General features: G+C 44.7%; 19 protein-coding genes. 6 read left to right on the forward strand and 13 right to left on the reverse strand.

Going from position 1 to position 25,293, the window contains the following annotated elements:
• Nucleotides 1-183 precede the first annotated feature (183 nt).
• The gene (locus tag DXT99_RS02630) at nt 184-1,233 is read right to left on the reverse strand and encodes a UbiA prenyltransferase family protein (protein WP_115563972.1); all 1,050 of its coding nucleotides are present in this window, start codon (nt 1,231-1,233) and stop codon (nt 184-186) included.
• Entirely contained in the window at nt 1,208-1,933 is a 726-nt protein-coding gene (locus tag DXT99_RS02635; protein ID WP_115563973.1) for an HAD family hydrolase, read from the reverse strand. The genes DXT99_RS02630 and DXT99_RS02635 overlap by 26 nt, the downstream gene beginning before the upstream one ends.
• 332 nt (nt 1,934-2,265) lie before the next feature.
• On the opposite strand from DXT99_RS02635, the gene DXT99_RS02640 reads away from it, so the two are divergent.
• The 5 genes from DXT99_RS02640 to DXT99_RS02660 all read left to right on the forward strand — a co-directional run bounded on the left by DXT99_RS02640 (nt 2,266) and on the right by DXT99_RS02660 (nt 8,923).
• Nucleotides 2,266-2,661 carry a GtrA family protein gene (locus DXT99_RS02640; protein ID WP_115563974.1) on the forward strand — a complete coding sequence of 132 codons (396 nt, stop codon included), beginning with the start codon at nt 2,266-2,268 and terminating at the stop codon, nt 2,659-2,661.
• Nucleotides 2,662-2,675: 14 nt separating this feature from the next.
• Nucleotides 2,676-4,361: a glycosyltransferase family 39 protein gene (locus DXT99_RS02645; RefSeq protein WP_115563975.1), complete on the forward strand. Its 1,686-nt coding sequence runs from the start codon at nt 2,676-2,678 to the stop codon at nt 4,359-4,361.
• Between the two features lie 365 nt (nt 4,362-4,726).
• Nucleotides 4,727-5,671, forward strand: a complete 945-nt coding sequence (locus tag DXT99_RS02650) for a phosphoribosyltransferase family protein (RefSeq protein ID WP_115563976.1) — start codon at nt 4,727-4,729, stop codon at nt 5,669-5,671.
• Nucleotides 5,672-6,246: 575 nt separating this feature from the next.
• On the forward strand, nt 6,247-7,410 hold the full coding sequence (locus DXT99_RS02655; RefSeq protein ID WP_115563977.1) for a glycosyltransferase family 4 protein: 1,164 nt from the start codon (nt 6,247-6,249) through the stop codon (nt 7,408-7,410).
• A gap of 259 nt (nt 7,411-7,669) precedes the next feature.
• Complete coding sequence (locus tag DXT99_RS02660; RefSeq protein WP_147294159.1) at nt 7,670-8,923, forward strand: glycosyltransferase family 4 protein; 1,254 nt, start codon at nt 7,670-7,672, stop codon at nt 8,921-8,923.
• Between the two features lie 184 nt (nt 8,924-9,107).
• Here the strand turns inward: DXT99_RS02660 and DXT99_RS02665 are convergent, their stop codons facing one another.
• The 11 genes from DXT99_RS02665 to DXT99_RS02715 all read right to left on the reverse strand — a co-directional run bounded on the left by DXT99_RS02665 (nt 9,108) and on the right by DXT99_RS02715 (nt 20,680).
• Complete coding sequence (locus tag DXT99_RS02665; RefSeq protein WP_246000416.1) at nt 9,108-10,091, reverse strand: glycosyltransferase family 2 protein; 984 nt, start codon at nt 10,089-10,091, stop codon at nt 9,108-9,110.
• Between the two features lie 64 nt (nt 10,092-10,155).
• A complete protein-coding gene (locus tag DXT99_RS02670) occupies nt 10,156-11,043 on the reverse strand; it encodes an alpha-1,2-fucosyltransferase (protein ID WP_115563980.1) in 888 nt (295 codons plus the stop codon).
• Nucleotides 11,044-11,219: 176 nt separating this feature from the next.
• The gene (locus DXT99_RS02675; RefSeq protein ID WP_181885005.1) at nt 11,220-12,359 is read right to left on the reverse strand and encodes a glycosyltransferase family 61 protein; all 1,140 of its coding nucleotides are present in this window, start codon (nt 12,357-12,359) and stop codon (nt 11,220-11,222) included.
• A gap of 293 nt (nt 12,360-12,652) precedes the next feature.
• Nucleotides 12,653-13,657 carry a glycosyltransferase family 2 protein gene (locus DXT99_RS02680; RefSeq protein WP_115563982.1) on the reverse strand — a complete coding sequence of 335 codons (1,005 nt, stop codon included), beginning with the start codon at nt 13,655-13,657 and terminating at the stop codon, nt 12,653-12,655.
• Between the two features lie 15 nt (nt 13,658-13,672).
• A complete protein-coding gene (locus DXT99_RS02685; protein WP_115563983.1) occupies nt 13,673-14,584 on the reverse strand; it encodes a glycosyltransferase family 2 protein in 912 nt (303 codons plus the stop codon).
• 9 nt (nt 14,585-14,593) lie between these two features.
• Nucleotides 14,594-15,613 carry a polysaccharide deacetylase family protein gene (locus DXT99_RS02690; RefSeq protein ID WP_115563984.1) on the reverse strand — a complete coding sequence of 340 codons (1,020 nt, stop codon included), beginning with the start codon at nt 15,611-15,613 and terminating at the stop codon, nt 14,594-14,596.
• Nucleotides 15,610-16,356, reverse strand: coding sequence for a methyltransferase domain-containing protein (locus DXT99_RS02695; RefSeq protein WP_115563985.1), 747 nt, complete (start codon nt 16,354-16,356; stop codon nt 15,610-15,612). Before DXT99_RS02695 ends, DXT99_RS02690 begins: the two co-directional genes overlap by 4 nt.
• Complete coding sequence (locus tag DXT99_RS02700; protein WP_115563986.1) at nt 16,349-17,236, reverse strand: glycosyltransferase; 888 nt, start codon at nt 17,234-17,236, stop codon at nt 16,349-16,351. Before DXT99_RS02700 ends, DXT99_RS02695 begins: the two co-directional genes overlap by 8 nt.
• 13 nt (nt 17,237-17,249) lie before the next feature.
• On the reverse strand, nt 17,250-18,512 hold the full coding sequence (locus DXT99_RS02705; RefSeq protein ID WP_115563987.1) for a glycosyltransferase family 2 protein: 1,263 nt from the start codon (nt 18,510-18,512) through the stop codon (nt 17,250-17,252).
• 26 nt (nt 18,513-18,538) lie between these two features.
• Nucleotides 18,539-19,819, reverse strand: coding sequence for an ABC transporter ATP-binding protein (locus DXT99_RS02710; protein ID WP_115563988.1), 1,281 nt, complete (start codon nt 19,817-19,819; stop codon nt 18,539-18,541).
• Between the two features lie 6 nt (nt 19,820-19,825).
• On the reverse strand, nt 19,826-20,680 hold the full coding sequence (locus DXT99_RS02715; protein WP_115563989.1) for an ABC transporter permease: 855 nt from the start codon (nt 20,678-20,680) through the stop codon (nt 19,826-19,828).
• A gap of 1,154 nt (nt 20,681-21,834) precedes the next feature.
• Here DXT99_RS02715 and DXT99_RS02720 point away from each other — a divergent pair.
• On the forward strand, nt 21,835-25,284 hold the full coding sequence (locus DXT99_RS02720; RefSeq protein ID WP_115563990.1) for a PA14 domain-containing protein: 3,450 nt from the start codon (nt 21,835-21,837) through the stop codon (nt 25,282-25,284).
• The last annotated feature ends 9 nt before the right edge of the window (nt 25,285-25,293 follow it).

Here is a 25,293-nt window from a genome sequence, read left to right on the forward strand (position 1 = left end):
TGCGACCTAAAGGCTGCTAAAGAAAAATATGCTACAACCTGGCAAGCAATAAACCAGGTAAGATTCTTTTGCGGCTATACCTTTTACATTCGATTCATTATTACCTTTTAAAGGCATGACAGCAACCATGTTCTGCCTGTGCTTACCAATCTACAGAATCAGCATACATTACCATGCAACCGATTAACTGAAGGTTGTGTGCCTTAAAAACCACTTAAGCCATTCAATGTCCACAAACATGAGCGTAACCAGTAATGCCGCAAAAAAGACGACATAGAGCATAAACCACTTTCGGGTGTAAAGTTTCTCAGATCCCTGCACCGGTGAGTCCTTCAGTAAGCCTATTCTAAGGTACCAGGCAAAAAGAAGGGCAAAAAATGGAAAACTAATGAGCAGTTCCAGCCTGTTTTTAACCAGAAAGATGCCCAGGAAGAACGCAGAAGTGAGGGCGTAAAAGAACATCGAGATCAAAAGGCTGTTCTCTGTGTAGTATTTGAATGACTTACGGTAAAGACCTGCCAGCTCAGGATTTTCTATGAGGCGGTACTCGGCAAAGCGTTTGGTAGCCATTAGGAACGCTCCCCCCATCCAGTAAGCAATGATGATGCTGGTAGGTGGTAATGTGAGCCATACGATGTCCCAGGCACTCTGTGGCAGCGCCACCACAGGCGTAAAGATGAACCAACCTAATGCGAAGCGGATAGGGTTGTTAACAGATTCTGACAGTACATCCAGGTAAACTCTGTCTTTGCTACGGAAAGGCTTTACATTATAAATGAAGCCCATTACAAGAAGAAAGGCAGAAATAATCAGAAACTGCATGGAGATAATGTAGGCCAGCGAAAGGCCGATTGCCGCCAGCGCAGCATACTCAGTATATACCAGTACAGGGTTTACGACACGCACAACAGAAGTGCGCTTTTTCTTTAACGGGTGGAACTTATCGAACTCAGCGTCCAGGTACTCATTTATTACATAGTTGGCCGAAGCAATGAGACAGGTACTCATTAAACCTATCATAATTCTGGAAAACAGTGTCAGGTCCAGGGGCGTTTGATAGACAATGTAGGCAAATAACATTCCCGGGACCATGAATACATTTTTTACCCAATTATCAGGACGGGCTATAGCGATGTAGTCTGTCAGGGAGGCAGGTATCACAGGCGGTTGCTGCGTCACATAAGGGCCCTGTGAGGCATTGACAGTATTAGTGCGTGGAATATTGGGTTCCATGTTCTAGTGAATTATAGGTTAGTGTATGTGTTAGGTTAGCGAAAAAGTCAAATTGCCTGAAAGGCTTCTTGTCGATGATCAGATATGGCATATTTGCCCGCAGTGCACATTCCCCATCCATCTCCTGCCGGTCGCCAATAAACAGGCAGTCGGCCGGGGCGAATCCTAACTGGTCTACAACATAAAGTAGCCCTTTGGGATCTGGTTTTAACTGGTTCACTTCCGGGTCAGTAGAACTAACCACCAGGTCGGCGGCAAGGCCCATTGCATTAAGCTTGTCATGCGCCTTATAATCAGAGTAAATGGCTATTTTAATGTTATGCTGCCGGAGCATGTTAAATAGCTCCTGTGTACCGGGATACATGCAGCCTGCCAGGTAGCGAATAGGATGCTGGAATATCCAGCGCTCTACCACTTCCCTGATTTCATTCACGCTGTAGCCTTTTTTTTCTGCACACCAGACATACTGCGCGTGCTCCAGATCCAGGCATCCATGCCCTGCCCTTCTCTCCCGCTCATCCCTGAAGTGCGAGAGCATCATCATCTCTTTTATTCGCCACGGCCGCCAGGTATAATAATTCAGAAGAGCGAACAGCATCTTCTTTCTCAGTTTTGACTGATCATAAAGCGTTCCGTCTACATCAAAAATAACCGCTTTCACGCCTCCCCAATCTAAACCTGAAGTTTGCTCATGCTGCATAAGGAATTATAAAATTTGTGCTTATTATTTTAACTTTTTCTGCCTCAATATGCTTAAACAACAAGAATAGAAGGATTTAGTCTTTTTTGTGTCCAAAAAAATGAGTATGGAGTTCAAGTACGGGGAGAAATCAGTTTTTGTTTGAACTTTATACAAATATTATTTAACTGATTTTTTTTACATGCAAAACCTATATATATAAATAATAAACTATTTTAGTATATATATAACCTAATAATATTAAATTAAGTATTAGTATGAATATTATTCATCTTTACACGTACCTATTAAACCAAAAATAAATATGCTTCCAAATCAAATTCACATCGAAAATGTCCTTTATAAGAAGAGCACATAAGAGCCAGGTAGTTAAGTTTCTTATTGTAGGAGGTTTATGCGCGGCTGTGGAATTCCTGCTGTTTGCCCTGCTGGTACACCGCTTGGAACTAGAGTATCTCCACGCTAACATGGCTTCGCTCATAGTAGCCGTGGTGCTCAACTATTTAATCTCCTGCAGGTTTATCTTCAAAAGAGGGAGGTATTCCGGTAAAGTGGAGTTCGCTATGTTTGTTCTTTTGTCGGCTATTGGCGTTGCCCTGAACCAGTACCTGGTCTGGAGCTTTATAGAACAGGTGGAACTGCACGTGTATGCAGGAAAGATAATGGCCATAGGCTTGGTGGCAGTATTCAACTACTTTACAAAGAAACACATTGTTTTCATGAACTAAACTCTGCACAATTCATGCTTACCCAACTAACTTCTACAAGGCAACAGCCACCTCTTTCTGAGTCAGAAAACACTACCTCCTTCTTTGTAAACCACGGCTCGATTCCCTGGGCTACCGTGACATGGATTTTTATAGCACTCGGTGTCTTTTTGAGGGTTTTCCATTTCTTTGATAACCGGTCTCTGTGGATTGATGAGATTTACCTCGCTTCCAGCCTGGTCAAAATGGACTTTATGCAACTCGCCTCTCCGCCCCTGGAGTATGAACAGAAAGCACCCATTGGTTTTCTTTGGATGGTCCGGTTGGCGGTAATGGTCTTTGGGAAAGGAGAAATGGCTCTCCGGCTGTTTCCTTTAATCTGCGGAATTGCCTCTCTCTTTGCGTTCAGGTCTGTTGCCCGCTTCTTTTTAAAACCTGTGGGAGTGGCAGTGGCGCTTGGCATGCTGGCTCTGGCACCTCCCCTTGTCTATCATGCTGTGGAGGTGAAACAGTATGGCTCTGCAGTACTGGCTACAACGCTGGCACTGCTCTTATATACACGCTATCACGGTAAGTTCACGATGCCCCATTTATTAAGCTGGGGTATCTGGGGTGCTATACTTGTGTGGTTTTCTTATGCTGTTATCTTTATACTGGCTGGTATGGCATTTGGAGTTTGCCTTACTTACCTTCTGAAGAAGAACTGGAAGGCATTATTTTATTCTGTCATACCTTTTTCTATGTGGCTTGTCAGTTTTGCAATCAACTTCTTCATGTTAACCTATAAACACGCAGAGTCGGAATGGCTCGTGCATTGGTTCAGAATACGGGAATCCTTTATGCCTTTTCCCCCTTCGTCAGCCGAAGATTTCAAATGGTTTTTCGCTCAGGTGTTTCTGATATTAGACTATCCCCTGGGCCTTCTATGGAACTTCAGCACGCTACATACAGGCAGCAAGCTTTTGGAGACACTACTTCGTGTGCCTGTTATTCCTGTTGCGTTTCTTGCTACGGGTCTGCTTGTGCTGTTCAGAAATAACAAAACAACTTTCATGGTGCTGCTTTTTCCTGTTTGCCTGGCGCTGCTGGCTTCCGGCCTTGAACTCTATCCTTTTTATGAGCGACTGGTCGTGTTCTTAGCTCCGGCATTGATTTTAATTATCGCACTTGGCACTCAAAAAATCGCTGCTTTATTTCCTGCCCATGCAGGATGGCAATACATTATTCCTTTCCTAATCCTGTTGGCTCCCTTACATGCCTCTGCCAGGCAAGTGCACAATACCGAGCTTTTCGGAGGCCGAAAGCACTGGCACCTGCGCGATGCCCTGCTCTATGTACATGAGAGGGCTAAGGAACAGGATGTAGTGTACATCAGCTGGAACGCCCTGCCAGAGTACAGGTATTATAAGGAGGTGTATGGTTTTAAATTTAAGGTGATAGAGGGAAAAGATGTAAGGCTAACATCGAAGAATGCATCGGAATATTTAAGAAACCTGGAGCCTGATTTCAAAGCTATGGCCAGCTATAACCGCGCATGGTTGGTTTTAAATAAAATAATGGGTGCCAACATAGGAGAGATAGAAGCTCCGAACGATGTATTTGGGCAGGAGATAAAGGATGGTAAGCGCATTGTAAAGAAACTTTCTACAATGGGAAAGCAAGTAGATGCCTACAAAAGTACAGACATGGATGTTTTTCTTTTTGATTTCCCTAACAACTGACAAACAGTGATTTATATCCTGTAAAAAGAGATTTTACCTTAAATATATGCATTATAATATAGAATATTTTGTTTTTAAAAGATACTGCTTCTAAAAATAACTAAACCCATTTAAAATAATTAAGTATAAGCTACGGTAACTTTAGATTATACAATCAACCAGGCTTGTTGTATAGCAGAATTTTCCCTGCATATTTTCTGTTTTAGCAAGGCTTTACAAGCCGGAGGCATATTTTGACAAGAAATGAACAATTTTATAAATACTCATTATATCTAAAATGGATACAATTTTCAAAAGCTAAGAGATTGCTTCTTCTCCATAGTATGAAGATATTGTATTGGTTTATATAGCAAATTAAAAAACAAATGAATTACAGGTCTATTGAAGATTTAAACAACTGTATAGCTACAAATATTTCCAAGGTGCCCTTAGGAACGGATCTTATTGTGGGAGTGCCCAGAAGCGGATTATTGGCTGCAAACTTACTGGCACTTCATATTAACCTGCCTTTTACCGATGTGGAAGGCTTTTCGGAGGGCCGGATACTGCAGTCGGGCAGCCGGATGAAAAGCTATGTCAAGCCTTTTGAAGCATACAAGAAAATCCTCGTTATCGAAGACAGTGTATGGTCTGGAAATTCAATAAAGGCAGTAAAGGAAAAGCTAAGCGGGCTTTATCCTGATAAAGAAATAGTATACGCAGCTATATTTGCAGCTCCCGAAACTGCCGATAAGTTAGACTTCTATTTCGATCTTTGCCCTGGCCCCCGCATTTTCGAATGGAACATGATGCACCACGACCTGCTGGAAAACTGCTGTGTTGATATTGACGGGGTGTTGTGTAAAGACCCCACCGAAGAGGAGAACGATGACGGGCCCAACTATGAGCACTTCCTTTGTAATGTAGAGCCTTACTCCCGCCCAAGCAGGAAAATTGGCGTTATTGTTACAAACCGCCTTGAACGCTATCGTGCGCTTACAGAGGCATGGTTAGCCAAAAACAACATCCAGTATGATAAACTTGTGATGTTGGACTTACCTACCAAAGAGGCCAGGCAGAAGGCCAACAACTATGGAGGATTTAAAGCATCGGTGTACCTAAAGTACGACAGCTTGCTGTTCATAGAAAGTTCTTTGTGGCAGGCGCAGCAAATTGCGGATATCTCCGGCAAGCCTGTCTACTGCGTGGATGTCCGCAGAATGATTTACCCCAATATGGTTGGCAAAACCCGCGGACTAGCAAGGCTTGTATCTAAGAAAGCCATAGAAATCACAAGAGGCATTTTCGCAAACCTACAAACAGCTACTTAAGCAGTTTAAAATGCATGAAATTAAAAAGCCGTAAGAGAACATAATATTTGAGTTTTCCTACCGCTTTTGCATGCTTTCATTCTTCTCTGTTCCTATTGTGCGATCCAGACATGATGAGTATAGAGTAAAGCTAACTTGGCTACAACTAATTTGGCTCTAGAAACGCCCATAGCAGCATCTCAGCTACGTATAATTTCTAGTTATAAACTTAAAACAAAATCTTCCGTACCGTCTGAAAGCACCTCCTTGAAAGTGGAAGTTAAACGTCAATCAGAATTATGCCAACACTATAGAATTTAGTTTAGGGAAGGCATCTACAATGCTGCTATCTTACAGTAGGCACTAAAAGGGCATGTGAAAGTTTTTTTAGAAGGTCTCCTGTTTCGATTGTACCTGAAGGTACTCTGCCAGGTATGACGAATTTCCATAAATTTTTTAGTGTTATACATACTATATCTATATATTTAAGTAATTTTATATGGAACAGGTAAAGTTTCCTGCTCTCTATTAAAACGTAATTACACAGTGGGAAATAAAATCCACTAATAAAAACATCTTCTTCTGATTAATTGACTATGTCTGTCAAAGGAAAAATAAGAGTATTAGAAACTATAAGACAGGGAAAAATAGGAGGCGGTGAAACGCATGTACTTGACCTGGTAAAGGCACTGGACAAAGAGCTGTATGAGCCTATAGTATTGTCTTTTACAGATGGCCCCATGATTAGCACACTGCAACAGATGGGGATAAAGACCTATGTAATCAAAACAGAAAGGCCTTTCGATTTTACGAAGTGGAAAGAAGTTAAAAGACTTTTAAAAGCTTGCCAGATTGACATCCTTCATGCACACGGTACTCGCGCTTTATCTAACACTTTCTGGGCTGCAAGGCGCTTAGGCTTACCAATCATCTATACCGTACACGGCTGGTCTTTTCATGCTGACCAACCATCTCTGATGAAGAGTTACAGAACCTTAGGAGAAAAGTTTTTGACAAGCAAATCAGATATCACTGTATGCGTGTCTGAAAGTAATCTGAAAGAAAGCCAGCAATTGTTTGACATGAGTCGGGCTACAATTATAAAAAATGGCATTGACCTGAACAAGTTCAACAAAGGGAACTCTTTTAGTGATATCAGGAGAGAACTTAATATAGCTAAAGAAACTATTCTGGTAGGCTACATAGCCAGAATAACTTCACAGAAAGATCCCATTACCCTGCTGAAAGCAATAGCTTTGATACCAGCAGACGTGAACATACATTTTCTTATAGTTGGGGAGGGTGACTTAAAAGAAGAAGCCCTGCAGCTTGCTGTGGAGCTGAAAATTTTAACCCGGGTTACGTTTGTTGACTTCAGGCAGGATATACCTGACATTCTGAACGCAATAGATATATACTGCCTGCCTTCTCTTTGGGAAGGTTTGTCGATTGGCCTGCTCGAAGCAATGGCCATGAGCAAAGCGATAGTCGCCACAGCCATAGACGGAACAAAAGAAGTAATAGAACATATGGTAAATGGCCTGTTGGTTCCTCCTTCTTCTCCGGCATTATTAGCTAAGTCCCTGACTTTACTGGCTACTGATGAGGCTCTGAGAAATACCCTCAGTGCCAATGCACATCTAACAATCAAGGATAATCACGACGTAAGAAAAATGACGAGGCAAATAGAAAGCCTTTATCAGAAAATGCTGCCTCAATCCAGAAATATTTCATCAGAAAAGCCACTACAACTGATCTGAAACGTCAGCATGTTCGTTCGCTTAACGGAATCTAGATTCTTTTCCTCTTTCACAGTAAACATACAGCAAAGAACCAACCATAGCTAACTCCTCATTTTCTGTTCAAAGGTATCTTAACACAAACCCTTGGCAACTTTCCAGTATAACAGAAGGTCGCTGTGCAGGAATAGCGTTTGCCTTGCCTGTTGCTGAACGTTACCCTTTTAGGGGAAGGAGCGTTTTATAAAGAGGCCCACTACCACTATGGAAAGTCTAAAAGGTGCTTATAAAACACGAACACAGGTGCTTCTCTCTTCAACTTCTAAGCTGTATAAAAATTTCTGTATTCAAACTTCATAATATATTCGTCCCTACCGGTCGAAAAATTAAATTCAAAGTAGTACCAATGAGAATAGGAATCGAAGCTCAACGAATCTTCCGCCCCAAAAAACACGGAATGGAAGTGGTAGCCCTAGAATTGATTCGCCAGTTACAGGAGTCTGATAAAAAGAATGAGTACATCATATTTGCAAAAGAAGACACTGATATAGGTTGTTTAAAAGAAACTGAAAACTTTAAGATAGAAACCATACCAGCTTATAGTTACGCAGATTGGGAGCAGATTCAGTTACCCAAAGCGGTAAAGAAAAGCAAAATCGATTTTCTGCACTCTACCTGTAACACTTCTGCTCTATGGCAATCTAATCCGCTGCTACTCACATTGCACGATATTATTTACCTGGAAAAAGTAGATTTCAAAGGAACCGCGTATCAGAATTTTGGCAACCTCTACAGAAGGTTTGTGGTGCCAAAAGTGATAAATAAAAGCACCTCTATTATCACTGTTTCTCATTTTGAAAGAAACACCATACTAGAACAATTGCGCTTGCCTGAAGAAAAGGTTCAGGTTGTCTATAACGCTGTAAGTGATATATTCCACTCCCACTATCCTGTTGAGCAAGTGGAGGATTTTAAATCGAAGCACCAAATCCCTGAGAAGTTCATGCTCTTTTTGGGCAACACTGCTCCTAAAAAGAACACCAAAGGTGTGCTTTCAGCCTATGTCGAATATTGCCAATGCACAAAAGATCCAGTACCTATCGTTATCCTTGATCATGACAGGTCACATGTACTAGCCTTTTTATCTGAGTTCAACAAAAAGCATCTTATACCGCATTTTGTGTTTCCTGGGTATGTGGCACCTCAGCAGATGCCTATGATGTATAATGCAGCCGCCGTTTTCCTGTATCCTTCACTTCGTGAAAGCTTTGGCCTGCCTATTTTAGAAGCTATGGCATGCGGCACGCCTGTTATTACTTCTACCACTTCCTCTATGCCAGAAGTAGCCGGTGGTGCAGCTTTATTAGTAGACCCATATAAGGAAAAGGAAATTGCGGAAGGCATCCAGAAGCTATTATCTGATGATAACTATTACACCGATCTTGTGGCGAAAGGGTTGAAAAGAGCTGCTGACTTTACCTGGAAATCTTCCGCGAAAGCCTTACTATCTATATATGACACCTTTGACAACTAAGTTCAGGACACGTCACTCGCGTCTTATTGAAAACTTTTGGGTCAGCAATACGATTGGGTTTGTCAAACAGCTATACCGTACAGGATTGGTCTTTTCATGCTGATTAACCAACTCTGATGAAGAGGTATAGAACTTTAGGAGCAGGATATATTTCTGATTGGCAAGTCGAAAGAGAACTTTCTATTTACTTTCTATTTAAAAACATCTTAACATAAATCTTAGCAATCTTCAAGTATAACAGAAGGTCGCTGTGCAGGGATAGTGTTTGTCTTACCTGCTGCTGAACGCCACTTTTGTTATGGGAAGAATGCCAGACCTGGTTGGCCACCCTGATGCCGTAGTGGGCGTAAAACTTTTTTGTTTTTTTCAGCAGCTTCTCTCTCTCATCTTCTGGCAGGTAGCCCTGAATATATTCCATTACCCTTAAGAGATCTTTTAGATACTGTCCGGTTATAAACTTCTGCCCTGAAATGGAGCTGCCGTGCTTGCGGTAATCAGCTAATACCTCCGGTGTATAGGCTATGGGATAATACCGTGCTATTCGAACCCACATCTCCCAATCCTCACCGTAGGTTACACCATAAAATCCGCCTAACGCTTCATACACCTCCCGCCGCACTGCAATTGCTGCATATTGTACCCGCTGATACTCGCTTATTTTCAGAAGCCAGTCCTTCAAAATACCGTCCTCTTTCATTTCAGGCCTCTGATCGTACATTTTCTGGCCTCTTTCATCAATGTAAGCAAAACCGCTAAAAGCAGCTCCGGCTTCTGGATATTTATAAAACAACTCATCCAGCTTTTGGTAATACCCATCAACTACTCTATCGTCACCATGCAAAATATGTACTATCCTGCCCTGTGCCCGATTGATGCAGGTTACAAAGTTACAGAGGCTACCCACATTCTGTTCCTGCCTGTAATACTTCACCCTTCCTTTGCCGATGGCAAGTACCAGGGCCTCCACATCAGCATCCGTACTGGCATCATCTATTACCTCAATCTGCATATCCTCTGGGGCAATGCCCTGCTTCAAAACACTTTCAAGCGTTTCTGTAAGGTATTGTGAGCAATTGAATACCGGAATCATCACTGACCAGTAGGGGCGGTTTCCGGTGACTGCAACCGGTTGTATGGAGGGCGGAGAAGATGGAATCCTTTCCATCATATGAATATTATTTAGTTGTGGAACAATATATATATCCTTTTTAAATAATCCAGAACATTATAGTCTATAATTTAATCCAGGAGGGGAATTGGATGTGAATACCTTTATTCATCTCTTCGCTTACCACCCATTTTTCAGGAGCTATGACAATTTTGTCCGGGTTCTTGTTTAAAAATGCGGCCCACCAGCTAAAAGTACTGTTCGCGATTATGTTATGACGACAGTGGCTCATGGCGTCTAATTCCAGATAATCCTTCTTGCCTCCTTCAACGTCAACAAAGGTCATAGGGACATGCATCTTTAAATTATCTTTTGCCCAGTCTAAATCGTCAGAAAATATATAGAAGTTAGGATTTTTTATCTGGCTGTTAACATGTTCAACTGCCTTTTGATAATAGTGCAATGGCATTACGCCAAAATAAGATGCGTTGTTCAAATCACTAACATAGTCCCCCCTCCTGATGTGTAGAGAAACAGAAGTGCTATCTTTCTCAATATCTTTTAATGATTTTACGGTAAATGTTTCTTCTTTCTTGAGCGTCAGTTCTCCCAATATGGTAGCATCAAGTTTTTCATAATATTTATGATGTTGCCAGAAACCCTCCAGCAAAACATTAGATGAAACTTTCATCACCTCAGGTTCAAACCTCCAGTTTTCATCTTCCACATAATACTTCCTTTTATACTTAGGACGGTAGCTGTCTATTTTCCTATATATTTTAGCATAGAGAGAACTACTATAATATTCTCCTATGAGCTTTTCTACTTCACTTTCAGTAGCAAGAACTTCATCAATATTATAGTGGTTGAGCTTATAACTTCTTCCGTCTTCAACTCCCAGATTTGCTATATATAATTTAAGTGTTGTTTCATTTTTGATTGCCAACTGCTTTCCTATTGTGTACTGGAAAAGCTGGTTCCCTAAACCACCTGTCAAAGTCACTACCACCATAGTTAGTTAAGGATTTTTAATTTATAAAAAGAAGTACCCGTTTTATATTCAAAATAACACTCAAAAGCGCGTGCATAGAACAGGCAGTTAAAGCTAACTCTGCGTCGCATGCTGTTTATGCTATCTAGAGGTTTAATAAAGGTAAACATTTGGTGCCGTTATAGTTCAAGGCTAAATCAAAAAGCCTTGTTAACCCTCTCAGGCTGCTGCAAAGCCGTATGCAGGGTTTCTTCCAGTTCCGGAACATTTACCACCAGATCAGCATCATTGATTGCAACTGTATCCTCTGAAAGCGGCATGGTTGTACCTGGCATGGTGCAGGGAACCGAATAGTATGCAAGGCCAATGCTGGAGGCCATCAGGTAATAAGCATCATTTAGAAAAGCCTGGTTCATCATTTCCACCACTCTCGCTCCTGACTGCAGAAAGAGAATGTTCACCATATTCGATCCGTGCACACTTACAAAGACGGCTGTTTCAAGCATTAACTGTACCTGCTCGTTAAAAGAAAGGCCTTCAAAATAAATTATTTCAAACCCATACTTTTCCAGAACCGGTAATACCTCGTTTTCATTTAACAGCCTGCGTGTGTTTTGCCGCGAACGCGAAACAAAAATGCGCCTTTCAGGAACGGCAGGCTTGTTATAGAAATGCTTCAGCAGCTTTCTTCTCACCTTAACTATCAGTTCTTCCTCCTCAAGCCTTGGCAATGGTACAGATCCGGGTAGCTGCATATTCTTTTCAGAAGCAGTGGCTTGCTGGAGTCTGTACGCTGACTGGCTCCCATATTCCTCCTCCTCGTAATATACCAATTCCGGTAAAGCCAAATTCGAAACTTTTATAACCTTATCATCTCTCCTGCTCAATGGCAGCACGTTTTTAAACCCCAACAGGTCAATCGTGCTCCTGATATAACCGGGGGCAGGATCAGGAATAAGTAACTGGAAATCCGGGTATTTTTTCTGCACCAATAGTAGCCGTGGTAAAGATTCAATCATCCAATGGTAATAGTTTTCAGCAGACCAATTGTCATACACAAGGGCAACAATTTCTGTATCGGGAATCTCTTGTACATCCTTCGCCCACTGCTTCACGAATAGCATCCCTTTTCGGTATAAGGTCATGTCTCTTAGCCATGGAAGGCTTGGCGCAAAAATTCTCAGGTACTTAAAAACAACACCCCGGCCACTCACCCAAACGTCTTTCATAACAAAAATGCGCCGCCCGGGGATGCTTTTAGTTTTAACAAACTGGTTTGCAAACTCCTCCGGGAGCTTTTCATAATTAACGGGTAGAGACACAGGCAAAGAAAACATGGGAGGTAAAACATCCTCTGCTCTAGTTTCCTTCCAAAGCGGGAGTATGCGAGCTATCAACGTGAAAGATCGATAGACAGTCTCACGAAAAGATTTCCTTATTATCGTCACTTTCATGGAAGCATGGCATAAGATTAACAATATATTTTCCCGGAACAAAAGCTATCTAGTTGATACACCTGCTCCTCCTCTACCATATTTTTGCTTGTAAAAAAACTCAGAATCAGCCATAAAACCTTCTCCAACCCTACCTGCCAATACTAAAAGAAGGGAGGTAAAATATCCAGTGCTGACTAAACTACCCGCAGCAAACGAGCCTTTACAACATGATACAGAAGCTTAAAATAGCCTGCCCTTAGCAACAATAGAGTCCCCTTGAAACGCGGTAGGTTTCTAGCGAAATAATCAAGAATAAACCTCCTCTTATACTTAGCTGCTTGCTCTATGGCGCTGGTGTCTCTGTTCACATTTTCCCTGGCTTGGATAGCGCTTGTTAGCTTGTCCAATTCCCGTATACAATTCAAGACGCTGCTAACACTCTGCTCTGCCAGTAAGGGTTGGAAATTATGCTGCAAACACTCCACAAAACTAGCAGGGATGGTATAATCCGGGCCTGCATAGTACCGAAAGTTGCGCAACAATTGCTCTTGCTGCGCCTGCTCGTACTCCTGTTTCTTGAGCACCTGGTGCAGGCTTTGGTTAGTAACCCGGTAATCGAGCAACACCTCAGGCAGATTATAAATCACAAACTTCCGGCTTAACTGCCAGAACAACTCGAAATCCTCTGCATAGGGTACTGCATACATCCCCACCTCAGTTACAGCTTGCTTCCGGTACATAACCGTAGGATGATATATCCAGCAGATAAAGGTGAGGTTATAATAGAAGTAATCACTTTCAAACTTATCCTGCCGTACAAACTGACCATCTTCCGAAATTACTCTCACCAAAGAAGACACCATCGCACATTCCGGGTGCGCCTGCATATAGGCAATCTGCTTTGACAGTCGGTCCGGGTAACTGATATCATCGGCATCCATGCGGGCAATGAATTCCGATGCCGAAAGCGCTATCCCCTTGTTCAATGTTGCTGAAATACCCAGATTAATCTCGTTCAGAACAAGGCGGATACGCGGATCTGTATAAGATTTCACAATCTCCACACTCCCGTCAGTAGATGCATCATCGATGATCAAAAATTCAAAATCCGTAAAGGATTGCTGTAAAATGCTATCAATAGCCTCCGCCAGATATTTTTGGGCATTATATACAGGCATCAATACTGTTAGCTGCGGCATATTACTTCATCAACATCAGGTTTTATTCTGAAATAGTTGCTTTACCTTACCCGGTAAAACCTCGGTAAGGTAATGGAGTTTTGGATGGCGGTAAGGGTGCCAAGCTTTCTTTAGGAGTTTCTGCACACCTTCATCCTCTACATGCTCCCGCTGCAAATAGGCTTCAAACCATTTCAGAAAATAAACTCTTACATCGTTGTAATGCCCGTCTGCATGCACCCACTGTACAATGGAGCCGGTTCGCTGCCTGTAAAGGTTGTTGCAGGCAGATGATATATATACCTTCTCCTTCAGGTAAACTTTGTTAAGGAAACCCTGATCTTCATATAGCTGATATTTGCCGGTGAATGATTCCTCAAAACCTCCTACTCGCAGGATAGCTGCCTTTTTTAGCATCAGGCCCGAAGGGCAGGGAGCAGCTCCTGCACTTAGTGGATATAAGTGATATAATAACTCTGTTGGCTGGTACACCTTATCCTGCGGTGCCCCTACAGCAATCGCTACATTTTCAGCATCTGCCTTATCCCAACTATACCAGTAATCAGAAGCTTCCGCTACCATGCTAATCTCCGGATGACGCTGAAATATTGCAACCTGGTTTGTCAGTTTACCAGGCAGCCACACATCATCGGCATCCAGAAATGCAAGCAGTTCTCCTTTTGCATGCGCAATGCCATGGTTCCTGCTGGCACTTAAGCCTTTGTTGCGGTGTCCCTCGTGCTCCAGGTAAAAGATTTTGCCAGTAAACCGCTGCGCATATGTTTTAGCAATGGCAGAGCTACTATCTGTTGAGCCATCATCTACCAGTATAAGCTCCCAGTGAGGGTAATCCTGGGCCAGAACACTCTCTACAGCCTCCGTGAGGAATTTTTCCTCATTCAAGAAAGCTATAATCACAGAAACAAAGGGTGCGTGTGGATTTGCCATTGCGTTAGATTAAATGCTGTACTTCCATAACTGCAGCTGCTTTTTGAACTCGGGCGCAGCCATATTCTTAACCTGAAACCGCCCCAACCTATAGCGGTTTGCATTCCTGATAACAGCTTTTTCCTCCGTGGTAAAAGCAGCTGCAAACGCAACTCTTTCAGCTATAGCCATGGTCTCATTGTTGTAATTGCCATAGGGGTACGTAAGAAGGTCTATTCTTTTTTGCGCTATTTCTTCCAAAAAGCACTTGTTCTCCTCTATCTCTTTCTCCTGAAATTGCGGTGCATGGTAGGCCAATGCCGCATGTGATACAGTGTGAGCTCCCAAGTCAAAGAGTTCGCCTTGCCCTAAATCCTTCAACTCCTCTCTGGACATACTCCTGCAGTCCGGCCTGGCAGATGCTGCAGCACCAGCCCAATCCCTGATTTTCTGCAGCGCTGCCTGTTGTTCGCTCACAGGCAATGGTTTTAGTTTCTCCCAAAGCCTATAGAAGAGGAGGCTTCTTTTAGATGGAGGTTCCTGCTCACAGGATTTCCAGGCTTTGTGCTGCTGCCGGAGGCTTTGAGTCAGCTGTGCCTCCTCTTCCAGATTAAACGCTATACTCGCCCCAGCTACCTCCAAATCCATAACGGCAGGAAGTGATTCAGAAAAAAGTATCAGATGCTCTAACTCGTCCCACCAGAACTCCTTTTGCTGCCCCACATTACCGGAGGTGATGAAAAAAGTAGCCGGCAGGCAATACTTTTCCAGCAACGGCTTTGCCGTCTGGTAGTTATCTACATACCCATCATCAAACGTAATAGCAATAGTGTTTCTTTCGACAACTCCATTTTTAAGTCTTTCTACCATTTCCTTTAGCGGCACAACACGGTAATACTGCTTTAAGACCTGCAGCTGCTGCTCGAAATTAGCAGAGCTCACTGCCACTTCCCATACATCCGACTCCGGCTCTGCCACCCTGTGATACATCAGCACGAGTGCCTTAGGAGCAATGTATTTATAATAGATATGGCGTAACTGTGCTTTCAATTAGATGCTGATTTTACCGCTTTTACCGTGATGATAACCTGGAAGTGTGGATCATTGTAATCCAGTTTTTCTTTCGGCACCTCAGACAAACCCATGCCATACAAAAAGGCCGAGGCGACAAACACATTCCCAAACGTATTGACCTCTACCTGCCCCTTCTCAAACGTCTCCGTCATAAGCCGGTGCATAGCCTTATCAGTAAAAGCCCATAGCCATGTTTCTTTCCACTCCCCGTGATCGATGGGCGTGATACCCGGCACTGTAAGCAGCAAAGTTCCTCCCGGCTTCAGGATGCGGTGGCAGGTTGCCAGAGCCCCTTTAAAATCATATATGAGATGGAGTGTCTGGGTCAGCACAATGCAGTCGAAGGTGTTGTCCGGAATCTGAGGAGCATGGCTGATGTCACCAATCAGTGTGGCCGCAGGGTTCTTTTCGTTCACATGCAGGATATCGCTTTTTGTTATCTTATCGCCGCCAAACTGCATCGTATACGCATTATCCCCTATCTCCATGGCGTGACCTCTGATACTGCCGGATTCTCTCTGCAGAAAATTCTCGATGTAGTAACGGTCTATCGGGCCACCACGGTCATAACCAAACTGGGTACTGAAGGGTGTTGCACGTTCAAAGTCACCAGCGTCAACGGCTCCTACAGCAGGCTTATAGGCTTTGTATAAGTTGTTTTCGTGCAGCCACCTCAACCCAAAGGCAGGCATATTATTCTTGATAAAAGACTTAAGCATGTAAAAGTGATTTTAACATATACTTCAGGCCTAAAACAGGCTTGTGTTTAACTAACATAGAGAGAGTTCCGGGCGTAGCTGTTGCCTTTTTGGAAATCAGCTTCCTGTATAATTCGTCGCAGTAATAATTTTTCCAGACGGCATGGCCCCTGTCAAGTGCTTCCTGTTCCACCGCTGACTGTATATTCTTCTGCTGCCGGTCAAGCACCTGCAGCGCTGTAGCCAGCATAAACGGGATATTGCCGGACATGTTAGCCGTATGCAGCCGGTACGCCGCTATTTTTCCGGTATGGTGAAGAACTGGGTACTTGCGGGTAATTCTCAGGTACAGGTCATAGTCTTCGCAGGCTTTCAGGGAGGTGTCATACGCAAACTCTTCAAACACCCACCTCCTGTACATCACTGTGGCGTGCATGCCTATGTAGTTGCCTTGCAGCAGGTGGAAATAATGTTCGGAGGGAACTTCATAGACCTCCTCTTTTACAATCCCTTCATCTACAAACACTTTGTCGTGTCCACCCGATACAAAGGCCAGTTGCTCATTTTGCAGCAGGTAGTGCACATTCAGGTTAATGGCATCAGGCAAAAGCCAATCGTCTGCATCCAGAAACACCAGTAGTTCCCCTTCGCTATGCCGGACACCTGTGTTTCGGGCCGCAGAAAGGCCCTGGTTTTTCTGATAGATATACTTCACCCCTTTTGTGCTTGCAGCTACTTCGCGGGTATTGTCTGTTGAACCATCGTCTACCACAATGATCTCAATTGATGGATATGCTTGGCTCCATACGCTCTCAAAAGCCTCCTGCAGGTACGCGCCGTGGTTATAACACGGAATAATAACCGATACCAGGGGTGAGTCGATGTGAGAAGAAGACAGCATTTTCTTCCTGTTATTATTTAGAAGCCGGCCTGCGGTTTCGTATATAAAAAGCCAGCCCTGAAAGTACGCCTTTTATTTCAGCCCAAAGTGTACGGTACTGGAAATGGTAAAAGGGGAACCCTTTCCAGATAAGTTTCATGTAATAAGGAGGCAATACCTGGAACAGGTGCCTTTTATAACCTGCCTCCTGCCGAAGCCGCTGTTGCAGCAGGGCAGCAGTTGTAAAGCCTCGCAAATAATAGAATATCTGTTTTTTTAGTCCCTCTATCTCCCTGCGGTGCTCGTGATGCACCACCGCTCTGGGGTTGTAAAGAATTGTGTGCCCGCTTTCCAGTATCCGGTACCACATCTCAGAATCACCGTTGCAGCCAGCTGCCCCTACATCCAGCAACTCATCAAATAAGCCTACCTTTTCCAGTACCTCTTTTCTGAAAGCCATATTCGCGCCTGCTCCTATCTCCCATACCGGTGGACCTTTTGCTAACGTTTTATTGAAGTATACAGCATCATATACTTTATCTGTAAACCCACGGTTAAAGCTCCAGTGTTTCTCAAAAATCAGCTGTGCCTCGGTATCCAGTTTAGCAGCAATTACAAGGCCTGTCATGGCGGCCACTGCTTTATCCTGAAAAGTCTGCCAAACCCGGTACACCCACAGCGGATGTACTTCCACATCGTCGTCTGTGTAAGCGACAATAGGCATAGTTGCGCTTAACACTCCCGTGTTACGCGCGATGTCAAGCCCCGGCCTTGGCTCTCTTACGTAGGTTACTCCTTCAAACTGCAGCACCACCTCTTTTGTGTCATCATTGACAGGGGCATTATCCACTACAATGACTTCTTCCGGAAGGCATGTTAACCGACTCAGTTGCCTCAGACAGTTCTGCAGAAAGGAAGCTCTGTCACGGGTGCAGATCACCACTGACACGGGTACTTTCTCAGGTATAGCCGCGGCAGTCCAGGCGGACATGGCAGTATCCATCCAGCGCTTCCACTCCTCATACCTGCGGTGTTGAAGCAACTCTTCCCAGTGTGCCTCTTTGGTATGCATGGAGGCCGTATACTGTTCCACAGCCGGACGAATGGCCGCGATAAACTTATCTCTGAACGAGGCGTCTGAAAGCTTTTCGTCGGTGCCTATAAAGAGATGACCTAAGGCAACAGAGTCCCACCAGAAAACAAGATAGCTTGCCTGCCGGCGCAGATCAGGCACAGGCAGTGCAGACAGCTGATCGAGGTATATGTGCGCAATATGGTATGGTGCGTGTGCCTGCATAGGGTGATGACAGCGGTTGAGAGGTACTACTGTAGAACTAACTCTGTTTGCTCCAGCCTGAAAGGAAGCTTAGGACGCACAGCACCCCACCATTTCCCATACCACTGGATGTTTTCGCGATAGTCCTCCAAATCAAAGCTCAGGCACTCCTCATAGTAAAACAAGGAGACGGATGTATTCTTCAGTATGATCAGGGAGAAATAGTAAGACCCGTCGTTCAGGAAGTTTCCCGGAACAGTGCACTCCCCCTTCACAACGCCTTTATCACATTGCGTTGCCGGTGAGGGCGCATCAAAGATACACTCCCCACCGTACGTGAACAGGTGAAGCCCCGCGCTTAGAAGAACATCATCTGTCATGTTCCAAAGCTCGAATTTTACTGTCAGGGGTGTGCGGATGTCGAGCGGAGCATTAACATCAAGAAGGTGAGGCACCAGTTCTACAGATTTAATCCGTACGTGCTCATTTCCGGGCGCTTCTTCGGGTTTACTCCAGCTTTGCTTAAGTTTGTACTGCTGCACACCGGTAATGTATTTGCCCACTATACTGGTCACCTCCCCATATTCCTTCAACTTGCCTTTGTTCAACCACAGCGCTTTGTCACAGAGGTTATTCACTGCCTGCATGCTATGGCTTACAAATAAGATGGTTCTTCCTTCTGATTGCGATACATCGCGCATTTTGCCGAGACATTTTTTCTGAAAGTCAGCATCGCCTACCGCCAGTACTTCGTCTACAATCAGGATATCCGGCTCGAGGTGTGCTGCCACAGCAAAAGCAAGGCGCACATACATACCGGAGGAGTATCTTTTAACAGGCGTGTCTATAAAGCGCTCAATTCCTGAGAAAGCAACTATCTCATCAAACTTGGTTTTCACCTCGTCTTTTCGCATACCTAAGATGTAGCCACTCAGGTAGATGTTCTCCCGTCCTGACAGTTCCTGATGGAAACCTGTTCCTACCTCAAGGAGACTGCTGACTTTGCCGTTCCCTCTGACATGGCCACTGGTTGGGCGTACAATACGTGAGATAATTTTCAGCAAAGTTGATTTCCCTGACCCATTGCTGCCAATAATACCTAAAGCCTCCCCCTGCTTAACCTCAAAACTAATATTTTGCAAAGCCCAAAGAAACTGTTTGCTTTCTGAAGCATCTTCCGCCCCGCTCAGCGTAAAAAATGGATCTTCTTTCCTTAGGATCGCAGTAGTCCACCAGCGCTGTACGTCCTGCCGGAAAGAGCCGGTGCCTACAGTTCCCAGTCGGTATAACTTTGAGAGGTTTTCTACCTCTATTACTGTTTCTGCCATACTAGCTTAAACTACGTCAATAAGTTTGTCTCCTTGTTTGTTGAAGATCAACATAGAGCCGGCAAACAAGAAGAGGGTGAAGAGCACACTATAGATCAGCTGTGGTATAGTAACGGTGCCTTCGCCTAATAAAGAAAGCCGGAACAACTCAAACAAAGGTGTAAGCGGATTTAAAAGTACAATCCATCGCACCTTTTCCGGGATGTAATCAATGGAATATATAACAGGTGTCAGGAACATGAGTAATCGTATACTAAGCCCGACCAGATTGGCTAGATCGCGATACTTTGCTGTAATCACAGAAAAAAGTAAGCCAAGCGAAAGTGCAAGCATGCTTGTAAGTAATATAACAAATGGCAAAGCCAGCAGCCAGGGACCAACAGAAATTGAAACATCTTCAAATACCAAATAATAAGCTATCACCAGCAGCAGTAATATCATCTGGAACAAAAAGCGCATAAAGTGGGTACTCAGCTGCGAGAGAGGCATAATGAGTCGTGGAAAATACACCTTGCTAAAGATATGGGCATTTTCCCTATAAGTAGCTGACGTTCCATTAAAGCCATCACTAAACAAGTTCCACAGTACAATACCCGCTAAATAAAACAGCACAGGAGGCACAGTACCAGTCGGAATGCCTACTAATTTATCAAAAACCAAAACGTAGGTCACCAACGTCATTATTGGCTGAAAAAAAATCCAGAAGGGCCCTAACACGGTTTGCTGATAGTTCAGTAGAAAGTCACGCCTTACTAAACCAACCAACAGGTGCCGATACTCCCACAGTTCATCCAGCCTGGATCCCATCCAACTTGTCCTGCTCTGGATTTCCCAATCCCATTTCTTATTATTAGCTGACATAATACACCCTTACTGATATTAAAGTTAATTGTTTTCTTAAATATAAAAATTACTATTTATATTAATACTATTTAAAACAAGTGAAGTAATACAAATATTGACTTACAAAATCTAAGTAGATCAATTTCATTGTCACTACAACTGATCTAGCGCGTAACAATTGTATGCTTCCTCAGTTAAGACCTGTGTTACAACCACTTTCATGTAGCTCATCAAATATAAGTAGCTTTTACTTAGGTTTTCCTGTCAGCATCTCTTAATCCTGTAGTCTCTCGAATTGTTTAAATCAGGCGCGGTAATAAGAGTAGTTCACTCCCTCTCAGGCAGCAGCACAGCCAACAGTCGTTATTGGAGTAGGTAAACTGTTTAATGCGCCATAACAACAGTTGCAATAGGTGCACGCACTCCTATTGATTAATGCATCACATACTACATATTATCTGCAGAACACTATGCCTGATCAGATAGCTTCAGCAGGATGAAAAAGCTTATGGCAGGTATTTCCTAAAACTGCTCCTCATATAGAAAGAACAACCCTGGTTCAAAATTACAAAAACTGTGTTATAACATAATAAGTACAATTTCTACTCATCCCATAATAAAAAGTAGCTCTACAGCATAATTATAATTTTTGAATCAAAACAATATAATTATTCTTATTAAAAATAAATATAATATAGACTATAAATAATTATAAATAATCACTTTTTGTTAAAGCCTTATATCTGGCACAAATAAATTATTAACATAATAAACCTGCCTAAAACGGCTATAAAGAGCTTAAAAGCATTTTTTAATATTTTTCTTTAAAATATACCCCTTCACTGATATACAGTTAATTATATTTACAATATATTAGCGCAACCAATAAGCTAATTTTGACAATATGATTAAATCTATGCAATCACAAAAAACCTGCGCAAGCATTTACTGGTTTTTAGTACCATTCCAGACACCTCACCCAGCTTGTCTGAAATAAAATAATCCATTTCTACTTTTAAAGCAATTCAATCAAACCTACTCTTGTACCCTTGATGAAGCTTTAGCCCTTGTGGCAATCAACTGTAGCCCCGGATCAGCTCATTTGCTGAGCAATCAGGATACAGCGCTTCTTTCTGGAAATCATGCAGCAGTAGCCAAAGTCTTATCCCCTTATGAGATTATTATCCCTGGCAGCATGCGTCATGCTGGTCTTCATCACCTATTCGCTAGAGGCGGCCACTTATTATGTGAGTGCATCCGGAAAAGATGCAAACACGGGCACATCCAAAAGTCAGGCATGGGCCAGTATAGACAAAGTCAACGAGACAGTATTTGTACCCGGTGATTCCGTCCTTTTTGAAGGAGGCAGCACCTTTTCAGGTAGTATTTATTTTGACTCAAAGGTTAGAGGCACTGCTTCCAAGCCAATTTTTTTAGGATCTCACGGAACCGGGAGAGCCAAAATAAGCAGCGGAAGTAACACAGGCATCTATGTTTACAACTCAGCTGGCTTTAAGATCGAGAATATTGAATTCATGGGATCGGGCCGTACGAGCAGCGAAAGCAACGGGATTAAGTTTTACATGGACCTGCCCAATAACACCCGCCTGGACTACATCGCAATTGACCGTATCGAGGTATCCGGATACCGCTACACAGGCATTTCGATAGGAAGCTGGAACGGGGCGAGCGGCTTTCATAATGTTTCCATTACCAATAGCTCCGTGCATGACAACGGTGACGGAGGTATAGGCACTTATGGAGAAATAACACCCGCGCACCGTAATGTGTACGTAGGCAACATAAAGGTATATAACAATGCCGGCCTGCCCGAGAAGACAGATTCACACAGTGGCAATGGCATAGTACTAGGTGACGTGGACGGCGCCATCATTGAACACTGTGAGGCTTATAACAACGGCTGGCTCAACGCCTGGTCATCTGGCGGCCCGGTTGGAATCTGGGGCTACAGATGCAATAACCTCATCATCCAATATAATGAATCGCACCACAATAAGACCGGTACCACAAAAGATGGCGGCGGGTTCGACATCGACGGGGGTTGTACTAACAGTATCATGCAATACAACTACTCCCATGACAATGAGGGAGCTGGCTACCTTGTGGCACAATATGTAGGGGCACCTGCCATGAAAGGAGTTATTGTCAGGTACAACATCAGCGAAAATGACGGCCGAAAAAACGGGTATGGTGCTATACACTTATGGTCTTCAGGCGCTAGCGGCGGTATACAGGACCTCGAGGTCTACAACAACACCATCTACCTCACCCCTGCCACCAGTGGCTCACCCAAAGCGCTTTGTGTGCAGAGCGGAGGCGCAGTGTCTGCTCAAATCAGAAACAACATTTTTCAGGTTACTAATAGCCTTGAACTTGTAAATGCAGCAGTAACGGCAGGTGTTAAATTTGAGGGAAACGATTATTGGGCAACAGGAAGCAGTGCAAAATATAAGTGGGGCAGCACCACGTACTCTACGCTGGAAGCATGGCGCACAGCTACCGGGCAGGAAAAGCTGAACGGAATCGCCTCCGGGTATAGCCTGGACCCGGAACTGAAGCAGCCGGGGCAAGGAATCACGTTAAGCGATACCCGCCTGCTACACACCCTCCAGGGTTACGAGCAGAAGGAAACTTCTCCATTACTAGGCAAAGGAATAGACCTGGCTGCAACGCTGAATAAGAATACAGGAACGACTGATTTTTACGGCAACAGCATTGTGCAACGAAGCACGTACGCTATAGGAGCACACCACCTGACAACAAACAGCAAAGTGTGCCTGAACAGTGGCACGGTACTCCTTGATTTCGGTACGACAGCCGGAGGAACGTATAGCGGACCGGGGGTAACGGAAGGCAAATACTTTAACCCGCTAAGTACAGGAACAGGAAACAAAGCGCTTACTTATACTTTCACCGATAAGAATAACCTGCAACAGCTAACTCATCATACTATCACCGTAATAGATGACAGCTCCTGCCCTAGCAAGTCCATCACCATAGTGGCCCCTACTACCTGCTCCGCCACTGGCAGCATCCTGCGCGAGCACTGGGGCAACGTATCAGGCAGCAGCGTCTCTGACATCCCGTTGAGCACCAAGCCAACCAGCACCAGCCAACTGAGCCTGTTCGAGGCGCCCACCAACCTGGGCAGCAGCTACGGCGCCCGCGTCCGGGGCTACATCTGCCCGCCGCAGACCGGCGACTACACCTTCTTCATCGCAGGCGACGACAACGCAGAGCTCTGGCTGAGCACTGACGAGAGCCAGGCGAACAGGAAGAAGATTGCCTCCGTGACCGGCTGGACCTACTCGCGGGAGTGGAACAAGTACGCCTCCCAGAAGTCGGCAGCCGTGCGCCTGGAGGCAGGCAAGAAGTACTACATTGAGGCCCTGCACAAGCAAGGATGGGGAAGCGGAAACCTGGCCGTGGCCTGGAAGATGCCTGACGGCAAAACAGAAGCTCCAATAGCCGGTGGCATGCTCTCGCCTTATAGTTCCTCCATCGCCAATGAATCACCCGTAGCCAGCGCTGGTACCGACAAAACCATTACACTACCCGCCAACAGTGTGTCCCTGAGTGGCTCGGGCATTGATAGCGATGGAACCATCAGCAGTTATAGCTGGAGCAAAGTAAGTGGCCCTACAGTTACCTTGAGCGGAGCCACTTCGGCAAATCTAACAGTAAGCAACCTGCTGGAGGGTACTTATGTCTTCCGCCTGGTAGTAACAGACAACGGGGGAGCCAGTGTGTCAGATGATGCCACTGTAACTGTGCATCCAGCACTCACTACCTCCTGCTCCGCCACTGGCAGCATCCTGCGCGAGCACTGGGGCGACGTATCAGGCAGCAGCGTCTCTGACATCCCTTTGAGCACCAAGCCGAGCAGCACCAGCCAGCTGAGCCTGTTCGAGGCGCCCACCAACCTGGGCAGCAGCTACGGCGCCCGCGTCCGGGGTTACATCTGCCCGCCGCAGACCGGCGACTACACCTTCTTCATCGCAGGCGACGACAACGCAGAGCTCTGGCTGAGCACTGACGAGAGCCAGGCGAACAGGAAGAAGATTGCCTCCGTGACCGGCTGGACCTACTCGCGGGAGTGGAACAAGTACGCCTCCCAGAAGTCGGCGGCCGTGCGCCTGGAGGCAGGCAAGAAGTACTACATCGAGGCCCTGCACAAGCAAGGATGGGGAAGCGGAAACCTGGCCGTGGCCTGGAAGATGCCTGACGGAACAATGGAGGCCCCAGTAGCCGGAAGCAAACTCTCGCCTTACCTGGCTACCTCTACAGGCTCCGGCCTGGTAAGCGCCTCTAACCTGCAAGAGGAAGAGCCGCAGCTGAACGAAGCGCAACTGAAGGCTTACCCGAACCCTTTCACCACAGACGCGACGGTGCAGTTCACGCTGACCGCCTCAGAGGAAGTTTCGCTGGACCTCTACGATATCCAGGGCAGGCTGGTACGCCGGCTATACCAGGGAACGGCAGAGGCAAATGCAACGCGCAGCTTTGAGCTGACAGCAGAAGGCTTAACCCGCGGAGTTTACATCATCAGGCTGGTGACTGGCTCTAAAGTGCTGACGCAGAAAATAGTGCTGGAAAAATAACCACTTTCA

It is taken from the genome of Pontibacter diazotrophicus, from assembly GCF_003367245.1.
Lineage (GTDB): Bacteria > Bacteroidota > Bacteroidia > Cytophagales > Hymenobacteraceae > Pontibacter > Pontibacter diazotrophicus.

Bases quoted from the DNA above. Each gene is read 5' to 3' on its own strand.
- DXT99_RS02630 (WP_115563972.1), bottom strand. From the start codon at position 1,233: ATGGAACCCAATATTCCACGCACTAATACTGTCAATGCCTCACAGGGC.
- DXT99_RS02635 (WP_115563973.1), bottom strand. From the start codon at position 1,933: ATGCAGCATGAGCAAACTTCAGGTTTAGATTGGGGAGGCGTGAAAGCG.
- DXT99_RS02640 (WP_115563974.1), top strand. From the start codon at position 2,266: ATGTCCTTTATAAGAAGAGCACATAAGAGCCAGGTAGTTAAGTTTCTT.
- DXT99_RS02645 (WP_115563975.1), top strand. From the start codon at position 2,676: ATGCTTACCCAACTAACTTCTACAAGGCAACAGCCACCTCTTTCTGAG.
- DXT99_RS02650 (WP_115563976.1), top strand. From the start codon at position 4,727: ATGAATTACAGGTCTATTGAAGATTTAAACAACTGTATAGCTACAAAT.
- DXT99_RS02655 (WP_115563977.1), top strand. From the start codon at position 6,247: ATGTCTGTCAAAGGAAAAATAAGAGTATTAGAAACTATAAGACAGGGA.
- DXT99_RS02665 (WP_246000416.1), bottom strand. From the start codon at position 10,091: ATGATGGAAAGGATTCCATCTTCTCCGCCCTCCATACAACCGGTTGCA.
- DXT99_RS02670 (WP_115563980.1), bottom strand. From the start codon at position 11,043: ATGGTGGTAGTGACTTTGACAGGTGGTTTAGGGAACCAGCTTTTCCAG.
- DXT99_RS02675 (WP_181885005.1), bottom strand. From the start codon at position 12,359: ATGTTTTCTTTGCCTGTGTCTCTACCCGTTAATTATGAAAAGCTCCCG.
- DXT99_RS02680 (WP_115563982.1), bottom strand. From the start codon at position 13,657: ATGCCGCAGCTAACAGTATTGATGCCTGTATATAATGCCCAAAAATAT.
- DXT99_RS02685 (WP_115563983.1), bottom strand. From the start codon at position 14,584: ATGGCAAATCCACACGCACCCTTTGTTTCTGTGATTATAGCTTTCTTG.
- DXT99_RS02695 (WP_115563985.1), bottom strand. From the start codon at position 16,356: ATGCTTAAGTCTTTTATCAAGAATAATATGCCTGCCTTTGGGTTGAGG.
- DXT99_RS02700 (WP_115563986.1), bottom strand. From the start codon at position 17,236: ATGCTGTCTTCTTCTCACATCGACTCACCCCTGGTATCGGTTATTATT.
- DXT99_RS02705 (WP_115563987.1), bottom strand. From the start codon at position 18,512: ATGCAGGCACACGCACCATACCATATTGCGCACATATACCTCGATCAG.
- DXT99_RS02710 (WP_115563988.1), bottom strand. From the start codon at position 19,819: ATGGCAGAAACAGTAATAGAGGTAGAAAACCTCTCAAAGTTATACCGA.
- DXT99_RS02715 (WP_115563989.1), bottom strand. From the start codon at position 20,680: ATGTCAGCTAATAATAAGAAATGGGATTGGGAAATCCAGAGCAGGACA.
- DXT99_RS02720 (WP_115563990.1), top strand. From the start codon at position 21,835: ATGAGATTATTATCCCTGGCAGCATGCGTCATGCTGGTCTTCATCACC.